Genomic DNA, 22,004 nt, shown 5'->3' with positions numbered 1-22,004 from the left:
GCTCCGGCTCGTCCCGCGACTGGGCGGCCAAGGGCACGGCCCTCCTCGGCGTCAAGGCCGTCATCACCGAGTCGTACGAGCGCATCCACCGCTCGCCGGGCCGTCCGTGGGCGCGGGCCGTCCGTCCTCGGCGCGGGACTCAGACCGCGCCGCGCCAGGCGCCTGTCGCCTCGCCGCCGCGTTCCTCGATGAAGGACTTGAAACGCTTCAGGTCGCCCGTCACCCGCCGCTTGACGAAGCCGAGCTTGTCGCCGACCGTCTCGGTCAGCCCCTCGGGGTCGAACTCCATCTGGAGCATGACCTTCGTCCGCGCGTCGCTCAGCCGGTGGAAGGTGACCACGCCCGCCTGACGGGCCTCGCCCTCGACCGTCGTCCAGGCCACCCGCTCGTCGGGGATCTGCTCGGTCACGACGGCGTCGAACTCCCGCCGCACACCGCCGATCTCCGTCACCCAGTGGGTCAGCGTGTCCGTGCGCTGCTCGATCCGCTCCACGCCGTCCATGAAGCGCGGGAACGTCTCGAACTGGGTCCACTGGTCGTACGCGGCGCGGACCGGCACGTCGACCTCGACGGACTCCTCGACCTTCGACATGGGATACCCCTTCCGTTCGACGGCACCGTCCCCCGGCGGGGAACGGCGGTTCACCGGTCCTCGCGTAACCCGTGAAGCGCGGATCACACCTGCCGCCGGTGCCCGGCCGCGGATGAGGGGCGTCGTCGCGGGCAGAAGCCCGGCATGGCTACGGATGCGATATCCGGCCCGGGGCCGGGAGACGAGCGCGACGGACGGGACGGACGAGACGGAAGAGACGGAAGAGACCTGCGAGAGCAGGGACAGGGGCGCCGCGAGACGCCGGAGGAACGCGCCGACCGGCGGTGGCAGGAGCTCATCCAGGAGATCCGGGTCGCCCAGACCGGCGTACAGATCCTGCTGGGCTTCCTGCTCACCGTGGTCTTCACCCCGACCTTCCGGGAACTGGGGCAGACGGACAAGACGATCTACATCGTCACGGTCGTGCTCGGGTCCCTGGCGACCGGGGCTCTGATAGGGCCGGTGGCGTTCCACCGGATCGTGTCCGGCCGGCGCATCAAACCCCAGGCGGTCGCCTGGGCCGCCCGGCTCACCTTCGTCGGCCTCGTCCTCCTGCTCGCGACCCTGACCTCGGCACTCCTGCTCATCCTGCGCGTGGCCACCCACGACGGCTACGTGCCGTACCTCGTGTCCGGTGTCCTCGCCTGGTACCTGCTGTGCTGGTTCGCCCTGCCCGTGTGGGCCCGGGTGCGGCACACCAACGGCGACGCCCGAGGGGACGGGGACTGAACCCACCCCACGCCGGGCGGACCACGTGCCGTCGGGGCGGACCACCCGGTGCCGCCGGGTGGTCCGCCCGCGTCATGAGAAGACCAGGCACGCCGCCGCCGGCACACCCACCGCACCGGCCTGCCGCAGCCGCCCGTCGCGCGGATCCACCGCGAACCAGGTGATGTCGCCGGACCACTCGTTGACCACGTACAGCCGGCGTCCCGACGCGTCCACCACCAGATCGCGGGGCCAGTCGCCGCCGCACGGCACCTCGCCCGTCACCCGCGGCCGCTCGGCGCCCTCCTCCAGCGACAGGGTGACGATCCTGTTCGTGCCCCGCACCGCGGCCCACGCGAAGCGCCCGTCGGGCGCGACCAGGACGACGGACGGGTAGGGCCGCACGCCGTCGGGCACGTCGTCGCCGACGACGGCGACCTCCGACACCGGTCGGAGCCGTCCGCCACGGGCGTCCCAGCGGCACACCGTGAGCTGCGGCATGAGCTCGTGCAGGACGTACACGACGCCGCCGTCCGGGCCGGTGTCCGGGTGGAAGGCCAGGTGCCGCGGCCCGGATCCGGCGCGCAGTGCCGTCTCCTCGTGCAGGCGCGGGGCGCCGGTCGCCGGGTCGAGCGCGCACACCCGTACCGAGTCGGTGCCGAGATCCACCGCGAGCAGCCAGCGGCCGCTCGGGTCGGGCAGCACCTGGTGGGCGTGCGGACCGGTCTGCCGCTCCGGGTCGGGCCCCGACCCCCCGTGCGCGAGGACGGCCGGCGGACCCGCCGGTCCGCCGTCGGGCCCGAGGGGCAGGCTGCTGACGCTGCCCGCCCCGTAGTTGGCGGTGAGGAGCCGGCCGCCGGCCACGCTGAGGTACGCGGGGCCGGCGCCGCCCACGTCGACGGGCGCCCCCAGCGGCGCGAGCCGCCCGCCCCCGGTCCGGAAGGCCGCCGCCCGTCCCGGGTCGGCGTCGCTGACGGCGTAGAGCACGCCGGTGTCGCGCGCGAGGGCCAGACACGAGGGATTCGTCAGGGAGTTCACGGTGGTGACGGGGGCGAGCGTCCCGTCGTCCGGGTCGACCGCCGCGACCGTGATGCCGTGACCGCCGCCCGACGTGAACGAACCGATGTACGCCCACCGGCCGTCACCGGCCCCCGTGCCCTCCGTGCGCCCCGTGCCCTCCGCACGCCCTGTGCCTGCCGTCCGCCGTGTTCGCTCAGCTCCGCTCATGGGTCGCCCAACGAGGCACGAGACCCCAGGTCACCGGCCGTTGGGCCGTCCGGACGGCGCGGTCGGCCGGACCGGTGAGGACGGCCGTCGCCGAACACATGTGCATACGAGGAGGACCAGGGGGAAGGCGGCGGACCGGAGGTAGATACACATGGTTCCCCTGATTCTGGTTCTTCTGCTCGCGCTCATCCTCTTCGGTGCCGGTTTCGCACTGAAGGCCCTGTGGTGGATCGCCGCCATCGTGCTGGTGCTCTGGCTGGTCGGGTTCGTGGCCCGTCCTCGCGGCGGCAGTGCGCGGTGGTACCGATGGTGACGCCGCCGCAGACGTCCAAGACGCCCAAGACGTCAAAGACGGCGCAGACGCCGCCGGTGACGCCGAGAGCACGAGCGGAGTGCGGGAGAGCGGTCGCAGACCTGTCTGTCGTACGGAGGGAGGCGCTGGCAGACTGACGTCGATCCGCCCGAAGGAGTGACCCCGTGTCGATGATCCACCGACTGCGCAGCGCCGTGCGCCGGACGTACCGGCGTGCCGTGGACCTCAGTCACCCGGCGCGCTCGCCGCTCGGCAGCGCGGTCGTCAACTGCGTGGTGTACGTCGACGGGGTGCGGCAGGACGACTGCCGCTCGGCCGAGGAGTCCCTGCGGCGCGTGCGCCGCGGGGACCCCGGCGACGGCTTCGTGTGGATCGGGCTGCACGAGCCGGACGAGAAGGAGTTCGCGGGCCTCGCGGACCTGTTCGGCCTGCATCCGCTGGCGGTGGAGGACGCGATCCACGCCCACCAGCGGCCGAAGATGGAGCAGTACGACGACGTGCTGTTCTCCGTCTTCAAGACGGTCCGGTACGTGGAGCACGACGAACTCACCGCCAGCAGCGAGGTGGTGGACACCGGCGAGCTGATGGCCTTCACGGGGCCCGACTTCGTCATCACCATCCGGCACGGCGGCCACGGCTCGCTCGGTCCGCTCCGCGAGGCCCTGGAAGCCACCCCCGAGCAGCTCGCCAAGGGCCCTTCGGCCGTGCTGCACGCGATAGCGGACCACGTGGTGGACGACTATCTCGCCGTGGCCGACGCCGTGCAGGACGACATCGAGGCCATCGAGACCGCGGTCTTCTCCCAGGTGACGGACCGCGGCGACGCGGGTCGCATCTACCAGCTCAAGCGCGAACTCCTGGAGCTGAAGCGGGCCGTGGCCCCGCTCGGCCGGCCGCTGCAGCGGCTCGCGGCCGAGCCCGTGCCGCTCGTCGCCCCCGAGTTCCGCGCGTACTTCCGTGACGTGGTCGACCATCTGGCCCGCGTCACCGAGCAGATCGCGTCCTTCGACGCCCTGCTCGACTCCATCCTCCAGGCCCACCTGGCGCAGGTGACCGTCGCGCAGAACGAGGACATGCGCAAGATCACCGCCTGGGCCGCCATCGTCGCCGTCCCCACCATGGTCTGCGGCGTCTACGGCATGAACTTCGAGCACATGCCCGAACTGCGCTGGACCTACGGCTACCCGGTGGTGATGGGCGTCGTGGTCGTCGCCTGCCTCGTCATCCACCGGGGCTTCCGCCGCAACGGCTGGCTCTGACCACGACCGCGACCGCGACCTCTACCGCGACCGCGCCGGACGCGGGGCGGCCCGTGCGAGGCCGCCGCCCTGGCGGCCGGTGGCGCAGAACAGCGTGATGGTCTTGACCGGACCGGCTAGCGGGCGTCGATCTCGGCGACGAGTGCCTCGATACGGGCCTTGATCTCGTCCCGGATGGGGCGGACGGCCTCGACGCCCTTGCCGGCCGGGTCCTCCAGGGTCCAGTCGAGGTACTTCTTGCCGGGGAAGTACGGGCAGGCGTCGCCGCAGCCCATGGTGATGACGTAGTCGGACGCCTGGACGGCCTCGGGGGTGAGGACCTTCGGCTTCTGGTCGGCGATGTCGATGCCGAGCTCCGCCATCGCCTCGACGGCCGACGGGTTGACCCGGTCGCCCGGGACGGAGCCGGCGGAGCGGACCTCGACGCGGTCGCCGGCCAGGTGGCGCAGGAATCCGGCGGCCATCTGGGAGCGGCCGGCGTTGTGGACGCAGACGAAGAGCACGGAGGCGAGCGGCGCGGGCGTGGCGGTCATCGGTTCTTCCTCGGAGAGGGCAGGGGGAAGGTGCGGCACCAGGGCCGGGGACGGCGCCCTGGGAGCCGCGCGGGCTGGTATCAGCCTTCGCTGATGTGAAAGTATCAGTCCATGATGACGTCAGTCGACACTGAACTGATCCGGGTGCTCGCTGACCCGCTGCGGCTCCGGATCGTCAGCCTCCTCGCCCGCGAGACGCTGTGCACCACCCATCTCGTGGAGGAGACCGGCGCCCGGCAGACCAATCTCTCCAACCATCTGAGAGTGCTGCGCGAGGCGGGCGTCGTGGAGACGGAGCCCTGCGGGCGGTTCACCTACTACCGGCTCAGGCCGGACGTCATCGAAGCCCTCGCCGGACGGTTCGCCGAGCTGGCCGCCACCGCCCGCGCCTCCGCCGACACCAAGAGAGCCTGCCCGTGACCACCACCGAAACGGCCGTCCCCGTGCCCGCCGCGGGTGACGCCGCCCCGGTCGCCCCACCCGCCGACGCTCCCCGTGACGCCCCCGCCCCCGCCTCGGCCTCCGTCGCCCCGCTCCGTACGCCGCTCACCGCCCGCGCCGCCGCCGAGCTCCTCGGCACCGCCGCCCTGGTGGCGGTCGTCGTGGGCTCCGGCATCCAGGCCACCCGGCTCACCGACGACGTGGCGCTGCAGCTTCTCGCGAACTCCGTGGCCACCGTCTTCGGGCTCGGCGTGCTGATCGCCCTCTTCGGGCCGGTCTCCGGCGCGCACTTCAATCCGGCGGTCAGCCTGGCGGAGTGGTGGACCACGCGCCGCGAGGGCGGCGGCGGGGTGACCGGGCGTGAGCTCGCCGCGTACGTCCCCGCGCAGGTCGTGGGCGCGATCGCGGGCGCGGTCCTCGCGGACGCCATGTTCGGCGAGCCGCTGGTGAAGTGGTCCACGCACGACCGCTCGGCGGGCAACCTGCTCCTGGGTGAGGTCGTGGCGACGGCCGGTCTCGTCCTGCTGATCTTCGGCCTCGCCCGTACGGACCGGCTCCGCTTCGCGCCCGTCGCCGTGGCCTCGTACATCGGCGCGGCCTACTGGTTCACGTCCTCGACCTCTTTCGCGAACCCTGCGGTGACGGTCGGCCGTGCCTTCACCGACACCTTCGCGGGCATCGCCCCCGCCTCCGTCCCCGGCTTCGTCGGCGTGCAACTGGTCGGCGCGGCCGTCGGTCTGGTCCTGGTCGCCGTCGTCTTCGCCCGGCCCAGGGCCTGACGGCCCCCGTGTGACGGGGCCGGCCGCGACGGTCAGGTCAGGCCACCCCGGGCCAGGCCCGGCCGGGCTCGTCCCGGCCGGGCCGCGACGGTCAGACCGCGGCGGCCTGGGTGAGGAGCCGGCCCATCGCGGCCAGCACGGCCGGTTCCACGCGGTAGTAGACCCAGGTGCCGCGCCGTTCGGACGAGAGCAGCCCGGCCTCCTTCAGCTTCTTCAGGTGGTGGGAGACGGTCGGCTGGGAGACGCCGACGTCGGAGATGTCGCACACGCACGCCTCGCCGCCCTCGTGGGAGGCGACGGCGGAGAAGAGCCGCAGCCGGACCGGATCGCCCAGCGCCTTGAACATGACGGCGGTCCGCTCGGCCTCCTCGGCCGTGAGCGGGCGTTCGGCGAGCGGCGGGCAGCAGGGCTCGATCGTGTTCGACATACATCTATGTTGACACACGTCGAAGCAGGGGTGGTGCCCCCGGTCGGTCGATTCGATGGCTGTCTATGTTGACGATCGTCGAAGCAGGTGCGATGCTGAGATCGCAGCAGATCGACAGTCATCGATACAGGCAGGGGAACCCTCATGACCACCACCGCCGCCGGCGCCCTCGAACCGCTTCCCGTCGTGGTCATCGGAGCCGGCCCCACCGGACTGGCCGCCGCCGCCCACCTCGTCGACCGGGGCCTGGAGCCGCTCGTCCTGGAGGCGGGAGCCGAGGCGGGCGCGGCGGTGCGCGAGTGGGCGCACGTGCGGCTGTTCTCCCCCTGGGGCGAGGTCACCGACGCGGTGGCCGAGAAGCTCCTGGCGCCCACCGGCTGGGTGAAGCCGGACCCGACGACGTACCCGACCGGCGGCGACTGGGTCGAGCGGTACCTGCGGCCGCTCGCCGAGGTCCTCGGCGAGCGCGTCCGGCTCGGCGCGCGGGTCACCGGGGTCTCGCGCTCGGGCCGGGACCGGATCGTCGACGCCGACCGCGAGACCCGGCCCTTCACGGTCCGCGTCACCCACGCCGACGGGCGCGAGGAGCGCGTCCTCGCCCGCACCGTCATCGACGCCTCCGGTACGTGGTCCCTCCCGAGCCCCGCCGGCGGCGACGGCCTGCCCGCCCTCGGCGAGCGCGCGGCCGCCGACCGGATCTCCTACCGCGTCCCCGACCTGAACGACCCTGCGGTCCGCGCCCGCTACGCCGGCCGCCGCACCGCCGTCATCGGCTCCGGCGCCTCCGCCTTCACCGCCCTCGCGGGCCTCGCCGAGCTCGCGACGTCCGAGGACGGCGCCGGCACGCACGCCACCTGGATCCTGCGCCGGGGCATCTCCGGGTCCACCTTCGGCGGCGGCACCGCCGACCAGCTTCCCGCCCGCGGCGCCCTCGGCCTCGCCGCCAAGGCCGCCGTCGACGCGGGACACGCCGACGCCGTCACCGGCTTCCGTACGCAGGCCGTCGAGCGCGACGGCGACCGGCTGGTCCTCGTGGCCGAGGACGGCCGCCGCCTCGACCCGGTCGACGAGCTCATCGTCCTGACCGGTCTCCGCCCCGACCTGTCCTTCCTCGGCGAGCTCCGCCTCGGCCTCGACGAGCGCCTCCAGGCCCCCGTCGCCCTCGCCCCGCTCATCGACCCCAACCAGCACTCCTGCGGCACCGTCTACCCCCACGGCGTGGGCGAGCTGTCCCACCCGGAGCAGGACGTCTACCTCGTCGGCATGAAGTCCTACGGGCGGGCCCCGACCTTCCTCGCCCTCACCGGCTACGAGCAGGTCCGCTCCGTGGTCGCCGCCCTCGCCGGCGACCGCGAGTCCGCCGAACGGGTCGAGCTCGTCCTGCCCGAGACGGGCGTCTGCGGCGGCGCCGGCCTCTTCGACCAGCCTCAGGCCGACGGGGCGACCGACGGTGGCGGTGGCTGCTGCGCCCCCGCCCCCGCCCTCATCCAGCTCGGCACGGCAGGGCCCGCGCCCTCCTGCGGCTGACGGCGTCCCGGCGTCCCGGCCGGCCGGCTCTCCGCCGGCCGGCCTTCCCCGGCGCGCGGACCCACCCGGCGCCTCCCGGCACTCCATACGGGCGGCGGAGGGCGCCGACCGCGTGTCGCGACGCTGTGCAGATGGCGCGGAAACGTATCTGTGCATGCATGACCAACGACATCGGACACCCCCTGGACGCACGACTGCGCGAGCGCTTCGGCGACGAGGCCGACTGGCCGGAGGTGACCGGCCTGATCGCGCCGTACCTCCGTATCGTCATCGACGCGCTGGGCCCGGGGGACGCCGTCACCTTCCTGACCGCGGTGCGCCACGCCCTCGACGAGGAGGAGTCGCGGGCAGGAACGATTCACCTCGGCTTCGGCGCCCACCTCTGGGCACGGCTCGAAGCCGTCTCCTGGGGCAACTCCCTGGCCAAGACCTCCGCATGGGAAGCGGCGCTCACCATGCACCGCCTCGCCGTCCTCGCTCCCGAGCCCGGCCTCGGCGCCCACGTCGACAGTGCCCTGCGCGCCTGCCTCGCCCTCCGCGTCCCGGCCGCCGGCTAGCCCTCCCGGACCTCCCTCCCGCCCCCGAAAAACGCTTGGACCCCGCGGGCGGCCGTGCGGGACACTCCCCATTCTCACCTGAAAGCCCGACACGACAGGGTTGGAATGGGAACGCCCGAATCACACGGAAGTACGCCGGGCAAAGGCCCGGTCCTCCTCGCACTCCGCCACTACGGACGGGAGTTGGCCCGTCTCCGCCTCCTGACCGTGCCCGCCCTGCTGCTCCCGGCGCTGGGCAACATCGGCATCGCTTACATCGCGCCGCTGCTCGTCGCGAAACTCGTCGGACGCATCGCCGGGGACGACGGCGCCGGCGCCGGGACCGGGCTCGGCGCGATGCTGCCGTACGTCCTCGGATTCGCCGGGGTCCTGCTGCTGTCCGAGGCGCTGTGGCGCGTCGGACTGCACTGCCTGAACCGTCTCGACGCCCACGGCATCGAGCACCTCTACGTCATCGGCATGGACGAACTGTTCGCCAAGGACGCGTCGTTCTTCCACGACAACTTCGCCGGATCGCTCACCAAACGCGTCCTCAGCTTCGCCTCCCGCTTCGAGGAGTTCGTCGACACCCTCACGTTCAACATCATGGGCAGCCTCGTGCCGCTCGCCTTCGCGTCGGTGGTCCTGTGGACCTACGAGCCGCTCCTCGTCGTCGGCCTGCTCGTGATGATCGCGCTCACGGCGGTGTGCGTGACCCCGCTGATCCGCCGCCGCCAAGTCCTCGTCGGAGAACGGGAGGAGGCCATCGCCCGGGTCTCCGGACACGTCGCCGACAGCCTGATGAACATGGACACCGTCCGGGCCTTCGCCGCCGAGGAACGCGAGGCCGCCGAGCACCGCTCCCGCGTCGCCGAGTCCCGGCGGCTCACCCTCCGCTCCTGGGACTACGGCAACCTGCGCATCGACACGCTGGTCGCACCCCTCTCCGTCGTGACCAACGTCCTCGGCCTGGTCGTCGCCCTCGCGCTCGGCGCCGGGCAGCACGGCGTGGAGGCCGTCATCGTCGCCTTCACGTACTACTCCAACGCGACCCGGATCATGTTCGAGTTCAACCAGATCTACCGGCGGCTGGAGAGCTCCATGACGGAGGCCGCCCAGTTCACCGAACTGCTCCTCGTCCCGCCGACCGTCGTCGACCCCGAGTCGCCCGAGCCGCTGCGCTCGCCCCCGGCCGCCGACGTGCGCTTCGAGCGGGTCAGCTTCTCCCACGGCGGCGGGAAGCCGCTCTTCGAGGACCTCGACCTGGACGTCCCCGCCGGCACCAAGATCGGCCTCGTCGGCCGGTCCGGCGGCGGCAAGACCACGCTCACCCGGCTGCTGCTGCGGATGGCCGACGTCGACGCCGGCCGGATCCTCATCGGCGGCCAGGACATCAGCCGGCTGTCCCAGGCCGACCTGCGCGGCCTCATCGCGTACGTCCCGCAGGACCCGGCCATGTTCCACCGCACCCTGCGGGAGAACATCGCCTTCGCCCGGCCCGACGCCACCGAGGCCGAGATCCGCCGCGCGGCCGAGGCGGCCCACGTCACCGAGTTCGCCGACGCCCTGCCCGACGGCTTCGACACGATGGTCGGCGAGCGCGGCGTGAAGCTCTCCGGCGGCCAGCGACAGCGCGTCGCCCTCGCCCGGGCGATCCTCCGCGACGCGCCGATCCTGCTCCTCGACGAGGCCACCAGCGCCCTCGACTCCGAGAGCGAGATCCTCGTCCAGGACGCCCTGTGGCGGCTCATGGAGGGACGCACGGCCCTCGTCGTGGCACACCGCCTGAGCACCGTCGCCGGCATGGACCGCCTGGTCGTCCTCGACCGCGGCCACGTCGTCGAACAGGGCACCCACCAGGAACTGCTCCTCGCGGACGGACCGTACGCGAAACTGTGGCAGCACCAGTCGGGCGGCTTCCTCGACGACGCCCCGGCCGCGCCGGCGGCGGTCGAGGTCCGCTGAACCCCCGCCGGCCGTCAGGCCGGTGGGGGCCCGAAAGGACAGACCGGCATCCGGCACCCGGGACCCGGGACCGGAGCGAGCGAGCGACGAAGGAAAGGACGGACGTGGAAGGCCCTCTCATCACGGCGGTACGGGCGGGGGACACCGACGCCGTCGCCCACCTGCTCCTGGCCGGCGCCGACCCCGACGGGCGCGACGCACACGGAACGCCGGCCCTCCGCCTGGCGATCGAGGGCCGCGCCGCGCCCGTCGCCCGGCTCCTCGTCGAGCACGGCGCCGACCGCGCACAGCACGGACCGGACGGCATACGGCTGCTGCGCACGGCGGTCGACGCCGGCTCACCCGCCCTCGTCGAGGCCCTCCTGAGCGACGAGCGCCGGTGGACGCCCGGCGAGGACGAGCTGCGGGAGGCACACGACCTGGCGCGGCGGTGGTACGAGACCGGTGCCGAGACGGAACTTCGGCGCCGCACGGGCGCCCGAGGCCCCGTGACCCGGACCCGCGTCCAGGACGGCGAGTTCCACGTCGTCGACGAGCTGGCGCTCGACGGGGCGACGGTGCGCGACGGGCACGCGGCGATCCTCACGGACCTGGACACGAGGCTCGGCACCGCCCTCTCCTTCGAGGAGCTGAAGCGGCGCGCGCTGAGCCGCCCCGACCAGGAGCACGCCACCTGGTCGGCGTCCACGATGCTCCTCGCGCACCGCCGCGACCCGGACACCTGGCGGACCGCGGAAGCCCTGCGCGCGCACCCCGACCCGGCGCACCGGCTCTTCGGCGCCGAGGTGCTGCGGCTGACCCATCTCTTCGACGACCGGGACGACGACCCCTTCGCGGCTCCCGCCCTGCGGCTCTTCACGGACTGGTCGGCGGCCGAGAAGGACCCCGCCGTGCTCGCCGAGGTGCTCGTCGGCCTGTCCGAGCAGCCGGCCCCGCACGTCGACGCGGCCCTCCTGCCCCACGCGGGCCACGAGGACCCCCGCGTCCGGCACGCGGTGGCGGGCGGCCTCGACAGCCACGCCCCTGCCTTCGCCCCGGCCGTCCGCGACGCGCTGCTCGCCCTGATGGCCGACCCGGACGCGGACGTGCGGTACCGCGCCTGCCACACGGTCGCCTCCGGCAAGGACCGTGCCCCCGTCCTCGCCGACGCCATGGCCGCGCTCCTGGACGACCCGGAACGCCGGGTCCGCGTCGCCGCCGTCCACGGCCTCGCCCGCCACGACGACGCACGCTGCGTCGAAGGCGACCGGCGCCTCCCGCCGGCCCCGCCCGGCACACCGCACGAGTACGAACTCGACGAGGTCTGGCGCTACGAGATGCGCCGCGACGGCCGGAGCTGACCAGGCCCGGCCCTCACCCGGAGCCGACGCCTCAGGGGTGGGAGATCAGGGGTGGGAGAACACGCAGGCCATGCGCGTGCCGGGATTGCTGCTCATGGCGACGACCGCGCCGCCGTCGGCCCGGTTCGCGCGGGCGTGCGCCCCCGCGTAACCGCCGGAGGTGAGGAAGACGCCCACCGCCGCGATCCAGTCCTCGGCCGAACCCTTCGCCGGATCGTGGACCGGCTCGGGGCGGGGCACCACCCGCTCCTGCACCAGACAGCCCCGGTCGGCGGCGGCCGTCAGCGCCTCGCGCCACTCGGCGTCCGAGCACTCCCAGCCGGCCACGGTGTCCAGACCGCCGTGCCCGGCACCGGGCTTGAGGATCAGCCGCTCCCGCCGCTCCCGGCACGCGTCGAACAGCGCCGCGGGGGAGCCGGCCCGCAGCGTCCGGCTCCACGGCAGCACCCGGTCCACCAAGGCCCGCTCGGCGTCGTCGAAGGCCCCGGTCCAGCGCGGGTCCGACAGCAGGGCGAGCGCGTTCTTGTGGGCGTACAGACCGCTGTCCAGCGAGGTGAACAGCACCGTCCGGCCCGCCTCGTGCGCCCGGAACAGATGCTCCGCGACCTCCGGGCCCGCCGGGTCGTCGAGCAACTGGCTCGCGCCGAAGTTCCGCAGCACCAGGTCGAGCGGGGCGCCGTCCAGGGTCAGCTTGCCGTCCGGCCGGGCCCGCAGGTCGCCGACCTCGCCGATCCGCAGATCGAGGCCCTGCGCGGCCATCGCCTCCCGGAAGGCCCGCATCAGCCTCCCGTACGCGGCCACCGCGCCGTTGCCCTCGACGAGCCCGACCACGGGCTCCGCCCCGCCGCCCGCGAGCGCGGGCCGGGCCCGTTCGCGCAGATCCGCGGCGAGCCGCGCCGCCGTGTCCACGTGATGCAGCCCGTGTTCGGCGGCGAACGCCTTGAACGCCCCGACCCCGAGCAGCGCCTCGTTGCACACGGCCATGTCCATGCCCCCGACCTCGCTGCCGAGGTTGAACTCCAGGAGCCGGTAACCCGTCCCGTCGTGATACGCGTCGGCCCGCCCCAGTCTCGCCGGACGCCCCTCGGCGGCCCGCGTCAGCAGTTCCGCGTGCCGCGGCGCGAGACCGAGCTCCGCCGCGTACCGGGCCCGGTCGCCGTCGAAGAGCCGGTCCGGCAGCGCGACGAGCAGCTCGAACAGCCCCTCCAGGTCCCGCGCGAAGCGCGTCATCTCCTCCGCCCGCACGAACCACGGCCGGGGCAGCAGTCGGTGGCGCCACGCCTCGTCGAAGGCCGGCGGCAGCTCCGCGCGCGCGACCGCGTCCCGCAGCCCCTCGTTCCCGTGCAGGCACTCGTCCACATAGGTGCGGCTCAGCTCTGTCATGCACTCCAGTCGACCACGACCGCCCGCCCGCGGAACAGGCCCCGGAACCGGCCGGGCGGCCTGTCGGTGGCAGATGGCAGACTCGTCGGCATGGTGTACGAACTCCTTGCCGCGGCGGGTGTGCTCGCCCTGCTGACCATGGTTCCGGGACCGGACATGGCGGTCGTCACGCGCCGTGCGGTCGCCGCCGGGTGGCGCGACGGTCTGCGGACCGTCGCCGGGATCACCACCGGGCTGCTCGTGTGGGGCGTGCTGTCCGTGGCGGGCCTCGCCGCCGTGCTGGCCGCGTCCGCCACCGCGTACACCGTGGTCAAACTGGCCGGCGCCGCCTATCTCGTCCTCCTCGGTGTGCAGTCGCTGCTCGCCGCCCGCCGGAGCCGGCAGCACGACGGGACGGCGGCGACGGCGGACCTGCCGCCGCCGTCCGGACACCCCTGGCGCACCGGCCTCGTGAGCAACGTCCTCAACCCGAAGATCGCCGTCTTCTACACCGGTCTGCTGCCGACGCTCGCACCGCACGGTCTCTCCCCGCACACGGGGATGTCCCTCCTGGTCCTCGTCCACGCGGTGCTCACCGTGGTCTGGCTCGGCGGCTATGTGCTGCTCCTGGCCAGGGCCCGCGCGTTCTTCGCGCGGGCCACCGTGCGCCGGGCCATGGAGCGGATCACCGGTGTCGTCCTGATCGGCTTCGGGGTGAAGGTCGCCACCGCCCAGGCGTGAGGCCCGGCCCGCCGCCGGCCGGCGATCCGCTCCCGCGCCCGCTACGAGCCCCAGACCTCGAACTCGTAGATCCGGGCCGCCGGATCCGAGGTCTGGGTGGGAGTGGTGATCACCAGCCGGACATGACGGGCCGTCACGGAGACCGGATGGGTCGTGGTCGCCGCCGTGTTGCCGGTGACGGTCGCCACCGTGGTCCACGGGGCGCTCGCGCTGTCGCGGACCTCCAGGCGGAAGTCCCGCGTGTTCCAGCTCGCGCTCTCGCCGCCCGCCGCCGCGTGCTTCACCACGAACCGGTCGAGGGTCCGGGCCGCGCCGAGGTCCACCTCCAGCCACTTGGCGGCAGTCGTCGTGCACCACTTGTCGGCGTTGCCGCCCGAGACGCTGCCGTTGACCGCCTTGGCCGGCGTCTCCGAGGCGGTGCACTGCCCGGAGGCCGTCGCCGGCCGGTTCAGCGCGAGATTGGACTCGGCCGCCACCGACCAGGTCACCGTGGTGCTCGCGGCGGGGGAGCGGCCGAACTCGGTGGACACCGCCTCCACGTCGAGCGTCGTCGACGCCTCGGTGCCCACCCGCGCCAGCCTCGGCACGAAGTAGCTGTCGTTGGGCGTGGCGCCCAGGAAGGTGCGGGTGCCGTCCGGGTTGCGGCGGTACACCTCGTAGTGGTGCACCTGACCGGAGCCGGGCCCCTGGGCCGAGGCCGTCCACGCCATCCGCAGCGACTTGGTGCCGGCGCCGGTGTCGGTGGTGCCGAGGACGGTCGGCGCGGTCGGGGCCGCCGGGGCGTCCACCGTCCCGTCGTACAGCGCGAGCTGGCCCACCTTGATGTCGTACGAGGGGGCGGTGCCCGTGGTCTGGAGTCCGATCTGTGCCACCGTGCGCCCGGCGTACGCGGACAGGTCGAGGGTCCTGCGCTCCCAGCCGGCCGTCGTGGTGGAGCCGAGGTCCAGGGTGGTGAAGGAGGTCGGCGCGTCGGTGAAGGAGACGGCGGCCTTGAGGCGGGTCGGGCCGGCGGCCGGGGTCTTCAGCACCACGGACAGCTTGGTGTCGGCGGCCACGGGCAGCCGGGTCTGGTAGAGCCGTACGGTGTTGACGGCGTCCAGCGGGCCGGTGAGGCGGAGCGCCGAGCCGCCCTCGTAGGCGTCGGTGAAGTCGATCGACGGCTTGAGCTTCGTCCCGGCGGACTGCACCAGCCAGCGGTAGGTGGGCGGCACGTCCTGGAGGGACAGGTTGTTCCAGCCGGCGGAGGACACCCGGACGCCGGCGGAGTGGTAGAAGTCGCCCTGCCCGGCGTCGAAGGAGGTGACGAAGGGCTTGGCGGTGACGGGCGAGGACTCCGCGACGTAGTGCGCGAGGCCCTTCCAGGCGGAGGTGGTCGTGGTGTTCGACGGGTCGCCGTTGGCGCCGTCCCAGTAGCGGGCCTCGCGGGCGTAGGAGTCGGCCCGGTCGGTGGAGGAGTTGTGCGTCCACTCGGGGCGGTAGATGCCGAGTGAGGTGGTGTGCGGCTGCCCGGACGGAAAGACCGCGCTCCACGGGACGCCCGTGTTGTAGCCGTTGGCCTCGGTGTCGATGCCCGCGAACAGCTCGTACTCGCTGCGGCCCAGGTTCCGGGCCAGGGTCCGGGAGGAGTTCAGGTCGGTGGCGTCCCAGCCGAAGTCCAGGAACATCGAGTCGCTGGTGCGCTGGCCGCCCTCCTGGAGGAAGGAGTCGTTGGCGCTGGTGAGCGCGTCCTGCCAGGTCACCGATCCGGACTCGGTCATCGCGTCGTACCACATGAACTCGACCGGGCCGAGGGAGCGGGCGTAGCGCAGGGTGTTGCGCATCTCGGTCGCGAGGGCGGCGTCGCCGCCGGCCGTCTCCTGGTTCACGAACCAGCCGTCGAAGCCGTAGTGCTGGGCGACCTGGGCGAGCTTGTCGGCGACGGGGTAGCGGGTGCCGGACTTCCGGACGAAGTCGCGGACCCACTGGATCTGGCCGCCGTAGGCGGTGGGCGGGAAGAAGACCGTGCCGTACACCTTGACGCCGTTGCGGTGGGCGGCGTCGATGACGGTGGGGTTGGGGGCGAGGATCAGGCCCTCGCCGGCCGAACCGCCCCAGAACACCAGCTTGTCGATGTACTGCCAGTGGCCGAAGGCGTAGTAGCGGGGGTCGAGGGAGCCCTGCGAGGGATTGTTCGAGGTCGGCGCGAAGGACACGAGCGAGGCCACCTCGCCCTCGCCGGCCCGGGCGTTGGCGTTCGCCTTCAGGGCCGGGTCGGACACGCGGGGCGCCAGCGGCACGCGGGAGCGGTTGAACCGGGCGTCGGGATCGGTGGCGGGGTCCCAGTCGAGCAGGGTGTTCGGGTACCAGTAGGAGGCGTACGGTTGGTTCCCCGAGGCTGCGACAACGTTGTCGGAAGTCGGGGGACTCGACGCCGACGCGTTCGGGGGCGGGGTGACGAGGCCGAGCGCCGCGGCGGACAGGGCGGCGGCGGCCAGCAGGAGATGCAGAGGTCTTCTCATCGGAGCTCCGGTCCAGCGGGAGGAGGAAGGGGCTGGTGGTGCCGGTGGCGCGATGTGCGAGGGTTCGGAGCCGGAGGCTAAAGGGCTTTAGTGAACGCGTCAAGGTGTCGAGCGCACCAGGTCGCCCCCGGGCGCCGCCGTGCTCTCGCGGACCGTCAGGCGAGGGGTCGGGTTCCTGACGTCACGGGCCGAGGACGGGTCGTCGATCAGGGCGAGCAGCGCCGTCGCGACCTGCTCGCCGAGGGCGAAGGTGTCCCGCGAGAGGGCGGTGAGCGACGGGTGCACGATCCGGGTGAGGGTGGAGTCGTCGAAGGAGACGATCGACAGTCGGCCGGGCACCGGCACACCCATCTCCGTGGCCACCCCGAGGCCCGCCACCGCCATGACGTCGCTGTCGTACACGATCGCCGTCGGGCGCCGCCGTCCCGGCCGGGCGAGGAGGGTCCGGGTGGCGGCCGCGCCCTCCGCGTCGCTGAAGTCGGTCGGTACGGAGACGGCGTCCGCCAGACCGAGCCGCCGCGCCGCGTCCCGGAGCGCCCGGACGCGGCGCCGGGTGTGCTGGAAGGACGGCAGCCCGGCGAGGTGGGCGATCCGCCGGTGGCCGAGGGCCGCCAGGTATTCCACGATCGAGGTCATCGCCTCCCGGTCGTCCGCCCACACGGCGGGCAGCCGGCCGTGCCGGCCGGGACCGCCGAGGACCACGGTCGGGGTGCCGAGCTCCTCCAGGACCGGGATGCGCGGGTCGCGCACCTGGAGGTCGACCAGCACGAAGCCGTCCACCCGGTGCTCGGAGGTCCACCGGCGGTAGACCTCGATCTCGGCCGAGGTGTCCTCGACGACGAGCAACTGGAGCGCCGTGCCGCGGGTGGAGAGCGCCGCCTGGAGGCCGGAGAGCAGCTCGCTGAAGAAGGGCTCGAGCCCGATCGTGCGGGCGGGCCGGGCCAGCACGAGCCCGACCGCCCCGGCCCGGGCACCGCCCAGCGCCCGGGCGGCGCTGTGCGGGCGCCAGTTCATCCGCTCCGCGACCCGCAGGATCCGGTCACGGGTCGCCTCGCTGACCCCCGGGCGGCCGTTGAGCGCGAAGGAGACGGCTCCCTTGGAGACGCCCGCCTCCCTGGCGATGTCGGCGATGGTCGGTCTCGCCATCGGACGCCCCCTCGTCTCGCGCGTTTCCGCACGCTCTCTTGACACCGGAGTTTAGCCGGGAGCATAGTCCCGCATCGCTAGACCGGTTTAGTCAAGGCACGACCCCAGCACATCCCGAGCCATGCCAGAGCAAGCGCCAGAGCAAGGGAGACACCTCGTGCGAGACATACGTGTGCGACCCGTTCGAAGGAGCCGGTGGGCGCGCTGGACGGCCGTCGCCGTCGCGGCCGTGACCCTCGCCGGCTGCGGTCTCGGCGGCGCCGAGGACTCCGGTTCCTCCGGCCCGGTCGCCACCGGCGGCGAGGTCAAGGGCAAGGTCTCCCTCCAGACCTGGGCCCTCAAGCCGAAGTTCACCGCCTACATGGAGGGCGTGATCTCCGGCTTCGAGAAGAAGCACCCGGGCGTCGAGGTCGAATGGTTCGACCAGCCGGGCGAGGGCTACGCGGACAAGGTCCTCAGCCAGTCCGCCGGCGGCACCCTGCCCGATGTCGTCAACCTGCCCCCGGACTTCGCGCTGCCGCTGGTGAAGCGGAATCTGCTGCTGGACGTCGGCGCGGCCGACCCGGCGGTCACCGCCGACTACGTCAAGGGCGGCCTCGACGCGTACCGCTTCCCCGGCCACCGGGGAACCTACGGCTACCCCTGGTACCTCAACACCGACGTCAACTACTGGAACAGCGAGCTGTTCACCCGCTACGGCCTCGACCCCAAGAAGCCGCCGGCCTCGCTCGACGAGCTCGTCGCCGCGGCCCGTACGGTCAAGGCCAGGTCCGGCGGACGGACGTATCTGATGAGCCGCAAGCCCAACCTCATGGACCTGGCCAACGCCGGGGTACCGCTCATGTCCGCCGACGGGAAGAGCTTCACCTTCAACACCCCCGAGGCCGCCGCCGTCCTCGACACCTACCGCGCGGCCTTCAAGGAGGGCCTGCTGCCCCAGGACGTCCTCACCGAGACCTACGCGGGCAACACCAAACTCTTCAGCTCCGGCACCGCCGCCTGGACCACCGCCGGCGCCAACTACATCACCAGCCTCGCCACCGACAACCCGACCCTCGCCCCCAAGGTGGTCTCCTCCCCGGCCATGGGCACCCCGCCGCTGTACGTCCAGGGCCTGTCCATCCCGAGGAACACAAAGAACCCGGCCGCCGCCCTCGCCCTCGCCCGCTGGGTCACCAACGCACAGAACCAGGCCGCCTTCGCCCGCGAGACCAGCATCTTCCCGTCCACCACCGCCTCTGCCGCCGACCCGTTCTTCAGCCAGAGCGACGGCGGCAACGCCGGCGACGCCAAGGTCACCGCCTTCCGCTCGCTGGCCACGGCCCGCGTCCTCGAACCCGTCCAGGCCAACGACGCGATCAAGACACTGATCAACCAGCAGATCGCCCTCGCCATCAGCGGCCAGACCGGCTCCCGAGAGGCCCTGGACACCGCGGTCACCCGCGCCAACCAGCTCCTGAAGGACTGACCGGCTCCATCGGAAGGCATCCCATGACCCACCGGCGCTGGTTCACGCCCTGGCTGCTCGCCGGTCCCGCCCTGCTCTGGCTGGCCGTCTTCAACCTCTGGCCCGCCGTCAACACGGTGATCCTGTCCTTCACCAACGCCAAGCCGCTCGGCGGAGGACACTTCACCGGCCTCGACAACTACCGACGGGCCCTCGACGACGACCAGCTCACCGACGCCCTCGTCAACAGCGTCCTCTACCTCCTCGTCTGCCTGCCCCTGCTCACCGTGCTGCCGCTGCTGCTCGCCCTCCTCGTGGAGAAGAGGCTCCCCGGCATCACCTTCTTCCGCACCGCGTTCTACACCCCGGTCGTCGCCTCCGCCGTCGTCGTCGGCGTCATCTGGGGCTGGGTGCTCGACGACCGGGGCCTGCTCAACGGCATGCTGCAGCAGCTCGGTCTCGCCGACCGGCCGGTCTCCTTCCTCACCGACCGCTGGCTGCTGCTGTTCAGCGCCATCGGCCTCACGGTGTGGAAGGGACTCGGCTACTACATGGTCATCTACCTCTCCGCGCTCGGGAACGTCGGCCGCGAGCTCCACGAGGCCGCCGCCGTCGACGGCGCCTCCGCCGTCCGCCGGTTCTGGCACGTCACCCTGCCCGGAGTGCGCCCCGCGATGCTCCTGATCTCCGTCCTCATCTCCGTCTCCGCGCTGCGGATCTTCTCCGAGCTGTACGTGCTGTCGAACGGCACCGGCGGACCGGGCGGCCGCGACATGTCGGTGGTCATGCTCATCCAGATGTACAGCCGCGGCTTCACCGGGCACCTCGGCTACGCCTCCGCCCTCAGCGTGCTGCTGTTCGTCCTCACCGTCGGACCGATGATCGTCCTGGCCCGGCTCAACCGGAAGGCGGGGTGACTGCATGAGCACCCGCAGCAACGGCCGTACCGGCAGCGGCCGTACGAGCAGTGGCCGTGCCCCCTCCACCGCCGAGAAGGCGGTCCGCTACCTCCTCCTCGTCCTCGTCCTGCTCCTCACCATCGGCCCCTTCCTGTGGCAGCTCTCCACCTCGCTCAAGGGGCCGGGAGAGGACGTCTGGTCCCGCACCCCCGGCTTCCTGCCGGAGGACCCGACCTTCGCCAACTACGTCCAGGTCGCCGACACCGTCCCGGTGTGGACCTACGCCGCCAACTCGCTGATCGTGGCGGCCGTCGCCGTCGTGGGGAACGTGGTCGGCGCCACCCTCGCCGGCTTCGCCCTGGCCCGGCTGCGGTTCCGGGGCGCCCGGCTCGCCCTCGGCCTGTTCGTCGCCACGCTGGTGCTGCCCGGCGAGGTCACGATCGTCTCCCAGTACGTGACGGTCCGCAGCCTCGGCCTCACCGACACCCTCCTCGGCGTCGCCCTGCCGGGCGCCATCGCCATGCTCAACGTGCTCCTGATGTACACGGCCTTCCGGGCCGTGCCGCCCGAACTCGACGCCGCCGCGCTCGTGGACGGGGCCAACGCCTGGCAGCGGCTCGTGCACGTGGGCCTGCCGAACGTCCGCGGCATGCTCAGCGTCGTCGTCATCTTCACCTTCATCGGCGCCTGGGACGACTTCCTGTGGCCGCTGATCGTGCTCAACGACCCCGGGCGCTACACGCTCACGGTCGGGCTCCAGTACCTCGACGGCACCTTCTCCGCCAACCCCCGGCTGATCGCCGCCGGCACCATGATCGCCTTCCTGCCGATCGTCGCCGTGTTCGCGGTGCTCCAGCGCTTCTTCTTCCGGGGGGTCGAGGAGGGCGCGATCAAGGGCTGACCACCCGTCGCGACCCAGGACCGTCCCCGACTCCCCACCCCGCCACCTCCGCCCCCGCGAAGGGAGCACACCCCGCATGACGACTCCTCACCACCGTCCCGGCTCCGGTCCCGGTCCGCGCTTCGGCGTCAACTACACCCCCAGCCGGGGCTGGTTCCACCACTGGCTGGACTTCGACCTCGACGCGGTCCGCGCCGACCTGGACTCCGTCGCCGCCCTCGGCCTCGACCACGTCCGCGTCTTCCCGCTCTGGCCGCTGTTCCAGCCCAACCGCACCCTGATCCGCCCCCGGGCCCTCGACCAGCTCGGCCGGCTCGTCGACGCGGCCGGCGAACGCGGCCTCGACGTCGCCGTCGACGGCCTCCAGGGCCACCTCTCCAGCTTCGACTTCCTGCCCGCCTGGACCCGGACCTGGCACCGGCGCAACCTCTTCACCAACCCCGACGTCGTCGACGGCCAGCGCACCTATCTGCGGACCCTCGCCGCCGCCCTCGCCGACCGGCCGAACTTCCTCGGGATGACCGTCGGCAACGAGATCGACCAGTTCTCCGGCGACCCCCACCCCGACCCCGACCGCGTCACCCCCGACCAGGCCGAGTCCTGGCTGCGCCGCGTGCTCGCCGCCTGCGAGGAGGGCGCCCCCGGCCGGCTCCACCTGCACGCCGCGTACGACGCCGCCTGGTACCGGGACGGCCACCCCTTCACCCCCGCCCACGCCGCCCGCCTGGGCGCCGTCACCGCCGTCCACTCGTGGGTCTTCAACGGCACCGCGCAGCGCTACGGCACCGACTCCGTCGCCGTCGGGCAGCACGCCGCGTATCTCGTCGAGCTGTCCAAGGCGTGGGCGGAGGACCCGCAGCGGCCGGTCTGGCTCCAGGAGGTCGGCGCCCCCGCCCCGCACATCCCCGCCGACCGCGCGGCCGGCTTCACCCGGACGACCGTCGCCGCCGCGCTCGACTGCCCCGATCTGTGGGGTATCACGTGGTGGTGCTCCCACGACGTCGACCGCTCGCTCGCCGACTTCCCCGAACTGGAATACAGCCTCGGCCTGTTGACCAACGACCGCCGGGTCAAGCCGGCCGGACGGGCGCTCGCCGACGCCGTCGCCGAGGCCCGCACGTCCGCGAAGCCGCCGGCCCCGCGGAGCACCGCGCTCGTCGTCGACCTCCCCGACGACGCGCCCGAGCGCGCCGAGTGCGGCCCCGGCGGCCCGTACTTCGAGGCGTTCATGCGGCTCGCCGCGGACGGGGCCCGCCCGGCCGTGGTCCTCGCGGACCGCGCCGCCGACCCGGCCCATCTCACCGCCCGCGGCATCACCGAGCTCGTCACCCCCGGCGACCTCGGCGCCCACCGCCGTCCCTGA

General features: G+C 73.1%; 21 protein-coding genes and 1 pseudogene. 15 read left to right on the top strand and 7 right to left on the bottom strand.

The features are described from left to right. Window positions 1-83 (top strand): annotated as a pseudogene (locus ABZ135_RS10245) (hypothetical protein); the annotation flags it as partial. A gap of 56 nt (window positions 84-139) precedes the next feature. Here the strand turns inward: ABZ135_RS10245 and ABZ135_RS10240 are convergent. After that, window positions 140-592: an SRPBCC family protein gene (locus tag ABZ135_RS10240; protein WP_356693819.1), complete on the bottom strand. Its 453-nt coding sequence runs from the start codon at window positions 590-592 to the stop codon at window positions 140-142. Between the two features lie 144 nt (window positions 593-736). Here ABZ135_RS10240 and ABZ135_RS10235 point away from each other — a divergent pair, with 144 nt between their 5' ends. After that, window positions 737-1,321, top strand: a complete 585-nt coding sequence (locus ABZ135_RS10235; protein ID WP_356693817.1) for a DUF6328 family protein — start codon at window positions 737-739, stop codon at window positions 1,319-1,321. Between the two features lie 72 nt (window positions 1,322-1,393). Here ABZ135_RS10235 and ABZ135_RS10230 read toward each other — a convergent pair whose 3' ends face one another. Then, window positions 1,394-2,527, bottom strand: coding sequence for a lactonase family protein (locus tag ABZ135_RS10230; protein WP_356693815.1), 1,134 nt, complete (start codon window positions 2,525-2,527; stop codon window positions 1,394-1,396). 151 nt (window positions 2,528-2,678) lie between these two features. On the opposite strand from ABZ135_RS10230, the gene ABZ135_RS10225 reads away from it, so the two are divergent. Then, the gene (locus ABZ135_RS10225; RefSeq protein ID WP_345484196.1) at window positions 2,679-2,840 is read left to right on the top strand and encodes a DUF5670 family protein; all 162 of its coding nucleotides are present in this window, start codon (window positions 2,679-2,681) and stop codon (window positions 2,838-2,840) included. A gap of 170 nt (window positions 2,841-3,010) precedes the next feature. After that, on the top strand, window positions 3,011-4,099 hold the full coding sequence (gene corA, locus ABZ135_RS10220; RefSeq protein WP_356693833.1) for a magnesium/cobalt transporter CorA: 1,089 nt from the start codon (window positions 3,011-3,013) through the stop codon (window positions 4,097-4,099). 116 nt (window positions 4,100-4,215) lie between these two features. Here corA and ABZ135_RS10215 read toward each other — a convergent pair whose 3' ends face one another. Further along, window positions 4,216-4,632 carry an arsenate reductase ArsC gene (locus tag ABZ135_RS10215; RefSeq protein ID WP_356693813.1) on the bottom strand — a complete coding sequence of 139 codons (417 nt, stop codon included), beginning with the start codon at window positions 4,630-4,632 and terminating at the stop codon, window positions 4,216-4,218. A 111-nt stretch (window positions 4,633-4,743) separates the two neighbouring features. Between ABZ135_RS10215 and ABZ135_RS10210 the strand changes: the two genes are divergently transcribed. Both ABZ135_RS10210 and ABZ135_RS10205 read left to right on the top strand, forming a co-directional pair. Continuing rightward, complete coding sequence (locus tag ABZ135_RS10210) at window positions 4,744-5,052, top strand: metalloregulator ArsR/SmtB family transcription factor (RefSeq protein ID WP_356693811.1); 309 nt, start codon at window positions 4,744-4,746, stop codon at window positions 5,050-5,052. A 23-nt stretch (window positions 5,053-5,075) separates the two neighbouring features. Further along, the gene (locus ABZ135_RS10205) at window positions 5,076-5,852 is read left to right on the top strand and encodes an MIP/aquaporin family protein (RefSeq protein WP_356693831.1); all 777 of its coding nucleotides are present in this window, start codon (window positions 5,076-5,078) and stop codon (window positions 5,850-5,852) included. Between the two features lie 91 nt (window positions 5,853-5,943). On the opposite strand, the gene ABZ135_RS10200 is transcribed toward ABZ135_RS10205, so the two are convergent. Continuing rightward, window positions 5,944-6,279, bottom strand: a complete 336-nt coding sequence (locus ABZ135_RS10200) for a metalloregulator ArsR/SmtB family transcription factor (protein ID WP_356693809.1) — start codon at window positions 6,277-6,279, stop codon at window positions 5,944-5,946. Between the two features lie 144 nt (window positions 6,280-6,423). On the opposite strand from ABZ135_RS10200, the gene ABZ135_RS10195 reads away from it, so the two are divergent. From ABZ135_RS10195 to ABZ135_RS10180, 4 genes are all read left to right on the top strand, one after another. Further along, the gene (locus ABZ135_RS10195) at window positions 6,424-7,806 is read left to right on the top strand and encodes an NAD(P)-binding domain-containing protein (RefSeq protein WP_356693807.1); all 1,383 of its coding nucleotides are present in this window, start codon (window positions 6,424-6,426) and stop codon (window positions 7,804-7,806) included. 158 nt (window positions 7,807-7,964) lie between these two features. Continuing rightward, window positions 7,965-8,363, top strand: a complete 399-nt coding sequence (locus ABZ135_RS10190) for a hypothetical protein (protein ID WP_356693805.1) — start codon at window positions 7,965-7,967, stop codon at window positions 8,361-8,363. A gap of 105 nt (window positions 8,364-8,468) precedes the next feature. After that, window positions 8,469-10,307: an ABC transporter ATP-binding protein gene (locus ABZ135_RS10185; RefSeq protein WP_356693803.1), complete on the top strand. Its 1,839-nt coding sequence runs from the start codon at window positions 8,469-8,471 to the stop codon at window positions 10,305-10,307. A gap of 104 nt (window positions 10,308-10,411) precedes the next feature. Further along, entirely contained in the window at window positions 10,412-11,647 is a 1,236-nt protein-coding gene (locus ABZ135_RS10180) for a HEAT repeat domain-containing protein (protein ID WP_356693801.1), read from the top strand. A 45-nt stretch (window positions 11,648-11,692) separates the two neighbouring features. Here the strand turns inward: ABZ135_RS10180 and ABZ135_RS10175 are convergent, their stop codons facing one another. After that, window positions 11,693-13,030 carry a hypothetical protein gene (locus ABZ135_RS10175; RefSeq protein WP_356693799.1) on the bottom strand — a complete coding sequence of 446 codons (1,338 nt, stop codon included), beginning with the start codon at window positions 13,028-13,030 and terminating at the stop codon, window positions 11,693-11,695. 90 nt (window positions 13,031-13,120) lie between these two features. Here ABZ135_RS10175 and ABZ135_RS10170 point away from each other — a divergent pair, with 90 nt between their 5' ends. Continuing rightward, window positions 13,121-13,750, top strand: coding sequence for a LysE family translocator (locus ABZ135_RS10170; RefSeq protein WP_356693797.1), 630 nt, complete (start codon window positions 13,121-13,123; stop codon window positions 13,748-13,750). Window positions 13,751-13,791: 41 nt separating this feature from the next. On the opposite strand, the gene ABZ135_RS10165 is transcribed toward ABZ135_RS10170, so the two are convergent. Continuing rightward, the gene (locus ABZ135_RS10165) at window positions 13,792-16,248 is read right to left on the bottom strand and encodes a discoidin domain-containing protein (protein WP_356693795.1); all 2,457 of its coding nucleotides are present in this window, start codon (window positions 16,246-16,248) and stop codon (window positions 13,792-13,794) included. Between the two features lie 99 nt (window positions 16,249-16,347). Then, on the bottom strand, window positions 16,348-17,394 hold the full coding sequence (locus ABZ135_RS10160; protein ID WP_356693793.1) for a LacI family DNA-binding transcriptional regulator: 1,047 nt from the start codon (window positions 17,392-17,394) through the stop codon (window positions 16,348-16,350). A 157-nt stretch (window positions 17,395-17,551) separates the two neighbouring features. Here ABZ135_RS10160 and ABZ135_RS10155 point away from each other — a divergent pair, with 157 nt between their 5' ends. The 4 genes from ABZ135_RS10155 (at window position 17,552) to ABZ135_RS10140 (ending at window position 22,004) form a co-directional block, all read left to right on the top strand. After that, window positions 17,552-18,862, top strand: a complete 1,311-nt coding sequence (locus ABZ135_RS10155) for a sugar ABC transporter substrate-binding protein (protein ID WP_356693791.1) — start codon at window positions 17,552-17,554, stop codon at window positions 18,860-18,862. Window positions 18,863-18,885: 23 nt separating this feature from the next. Further along, window positions 18,886-19,758 carry a sugar ABC transporter permease gene (locus ABZ135_RS10150; protein WP_356693789.1) on the top strand — a complete coding sequence of 291 codons (873 nt, stop codon included), beginning with the start codon at window positions 18,886-18,888 and terminating at the stop codon, window positions 19,756-19,758. A 4-nt stretch (window positions 19,759-19,762) separates the two neighbouring features. Continuing rightward, window positions 19,763-20,641 (top strand): carbohydrate ABC transporter permease, encoded by an 879-nt coding sequence (locus tag ABZ135_RS10145; protein ID WP_356693787.1) that lies wholly within the window; start codon window positions 19,763-19,765, stop codon window positions 20,639-20,641. A gap of 76 nt (window positions 20,642-20,717) precedes the next feature. Next, window positions 20,718-22,004, top strand: a complete 1,287-nt coding sequence (locus ABZ135_RS10140; protein ID WP_356693785.1) for a glycosyl hydrolase — start codon at window positions 20,718-20,720, stop codon at window positions 22,002-22,004.

The organism is Streptomyces sp. NPDC006339, from assembly GCF_040612775.1.
GTDB lineage: Bacteria > Actinomycetota > Actinomycetes > Streptomycetales > Streptomycetaceae > Streptomyces.
This window is presented reverse-complemented; position numbering and strand designations above follow the sequence as displayed.

Coding starts and splice junctions, on each gene's coding strand:
- ABZ135_RS10195 (WP_356693807.1), top strand. CDS start 6,424: ATGACCACCACCGCCGCCGGCGCCCTCGAACCGCTTCCCGTCGTGGTC.
- ABZ135_RS10170 (WP_356693797.1), top strand. CDS start 13,121: ATGGTGTACGAACTCCTTGCCGCGGCGGGTGTGCTCGCCCTGCTGACC.
- ABZ135_RS10240 (WP_356693819.1), bottom strand. CDS start 592: ATGTCGAAGGTCGAGGAGTCCGTCGAGGTCGACGTGCCGGTCCGCGCC.
- ABZ135_RS10140 (WP_356693785.1), top strand. CDS start 20,718: ATGACGACTCCTCACCACCGTCCCGGCTCCGGTCCCGGTCCGCGCTTC.
- ABZ135_RS10150 (WP_356693789.1), top strand. CDS start 18,886: ATGACCCACCGGCGCTGGTTCACGCCCTGGCTGCTCGCCGGTCCCGCC.
- ABZ135_RS10230 (WP_356693815.1), bottom strand. CDS start 2,527: ATGAGCGGAGCTGAGCGAACACGGCGGACGGCAGGCACAGGGCGTGCG.
- ABZ135_RS10235 (WP_356693817.1), top strand. CDS start 737: ATGGCTACGGATGCGATATCCGGCCCGGGGCCGGGAGACGAGCGCGAC.
- ABZ135_RS10175 (WP_356693799.1), bottom strand. CDS start 13,030: ATGACAGAGCTGAGCCGCACCTATGTGGACGAGTGCCTGCACGGGAAC.
- ABZ135_RS10225 (WP_345484196.1), top strand. CDS start 2,679: ATGGTTCCCCTGATTCTGGTTCTTCTGCTCGCGCTCATCCTCTTCGGT.
- ABZ135_RS10165 (WP_356693795.1), bottom strand. CDS start 16,248: ATGAGAAGACCTCTGCATCTCCTGCTGGCCGCCGCCGCCCTGTCCGCC.
- corA (WP_356693833.1), top strand. CDS start 3,011: ATGATCCACCGACTGCGCAGCGCCGTGCGCCGGACGTACCGGCGTGCC.
- ABZ135_RS10215 (WP_356693813.1), bottom strand. CDS start 4,632: ATGACCGCCACGCCCGCGCCGCTCGCCTCCGTGCTCTTCGTCTGCGTC.
- ABZ135_RS10145 (WP_356693787.1), top strand. CDS start 19,763: ATGAGCACCCGCAGCAACGGCCGTACCGGCAGCGGCCGTACGAGCAGT.
- ABZ135_RS10200 (WP_356693809.1), bottom strand. CDS start 6,279: ATGTCGAACACGATCGAGCCCTGCTGCCCGCCGCTCGCCGAACGCCCG.
- ABZ135_RS10160 (WP_356693793.1), bottom strand. CDS start 17,394: ATGGCGAGACCGACCATCGCCGACATCGCCAGGGAGGCGGGCGTCTCC.
- ABZ135_RS10210 (WP_356693811.1), top strand. CDS start 4,744: ATGATGACGTCAGTCGACACTGAACTGATCCGGGTGCTCGCTGACCCG.
- ABZ135_RS10190 (WP_356693805.1), top strand. CDS start 7,965: ATGACCAACGACATCGGACACCCCCTGGACGCACGACTGCGCGAGCGC.
- ABZ135_RS10185 (WP_356693803.1), top strand. CDS start 8,469: ATGGGAACGCCCGAATCACACGGAAGTACGCCGGGCAAAGGCCCGGTC.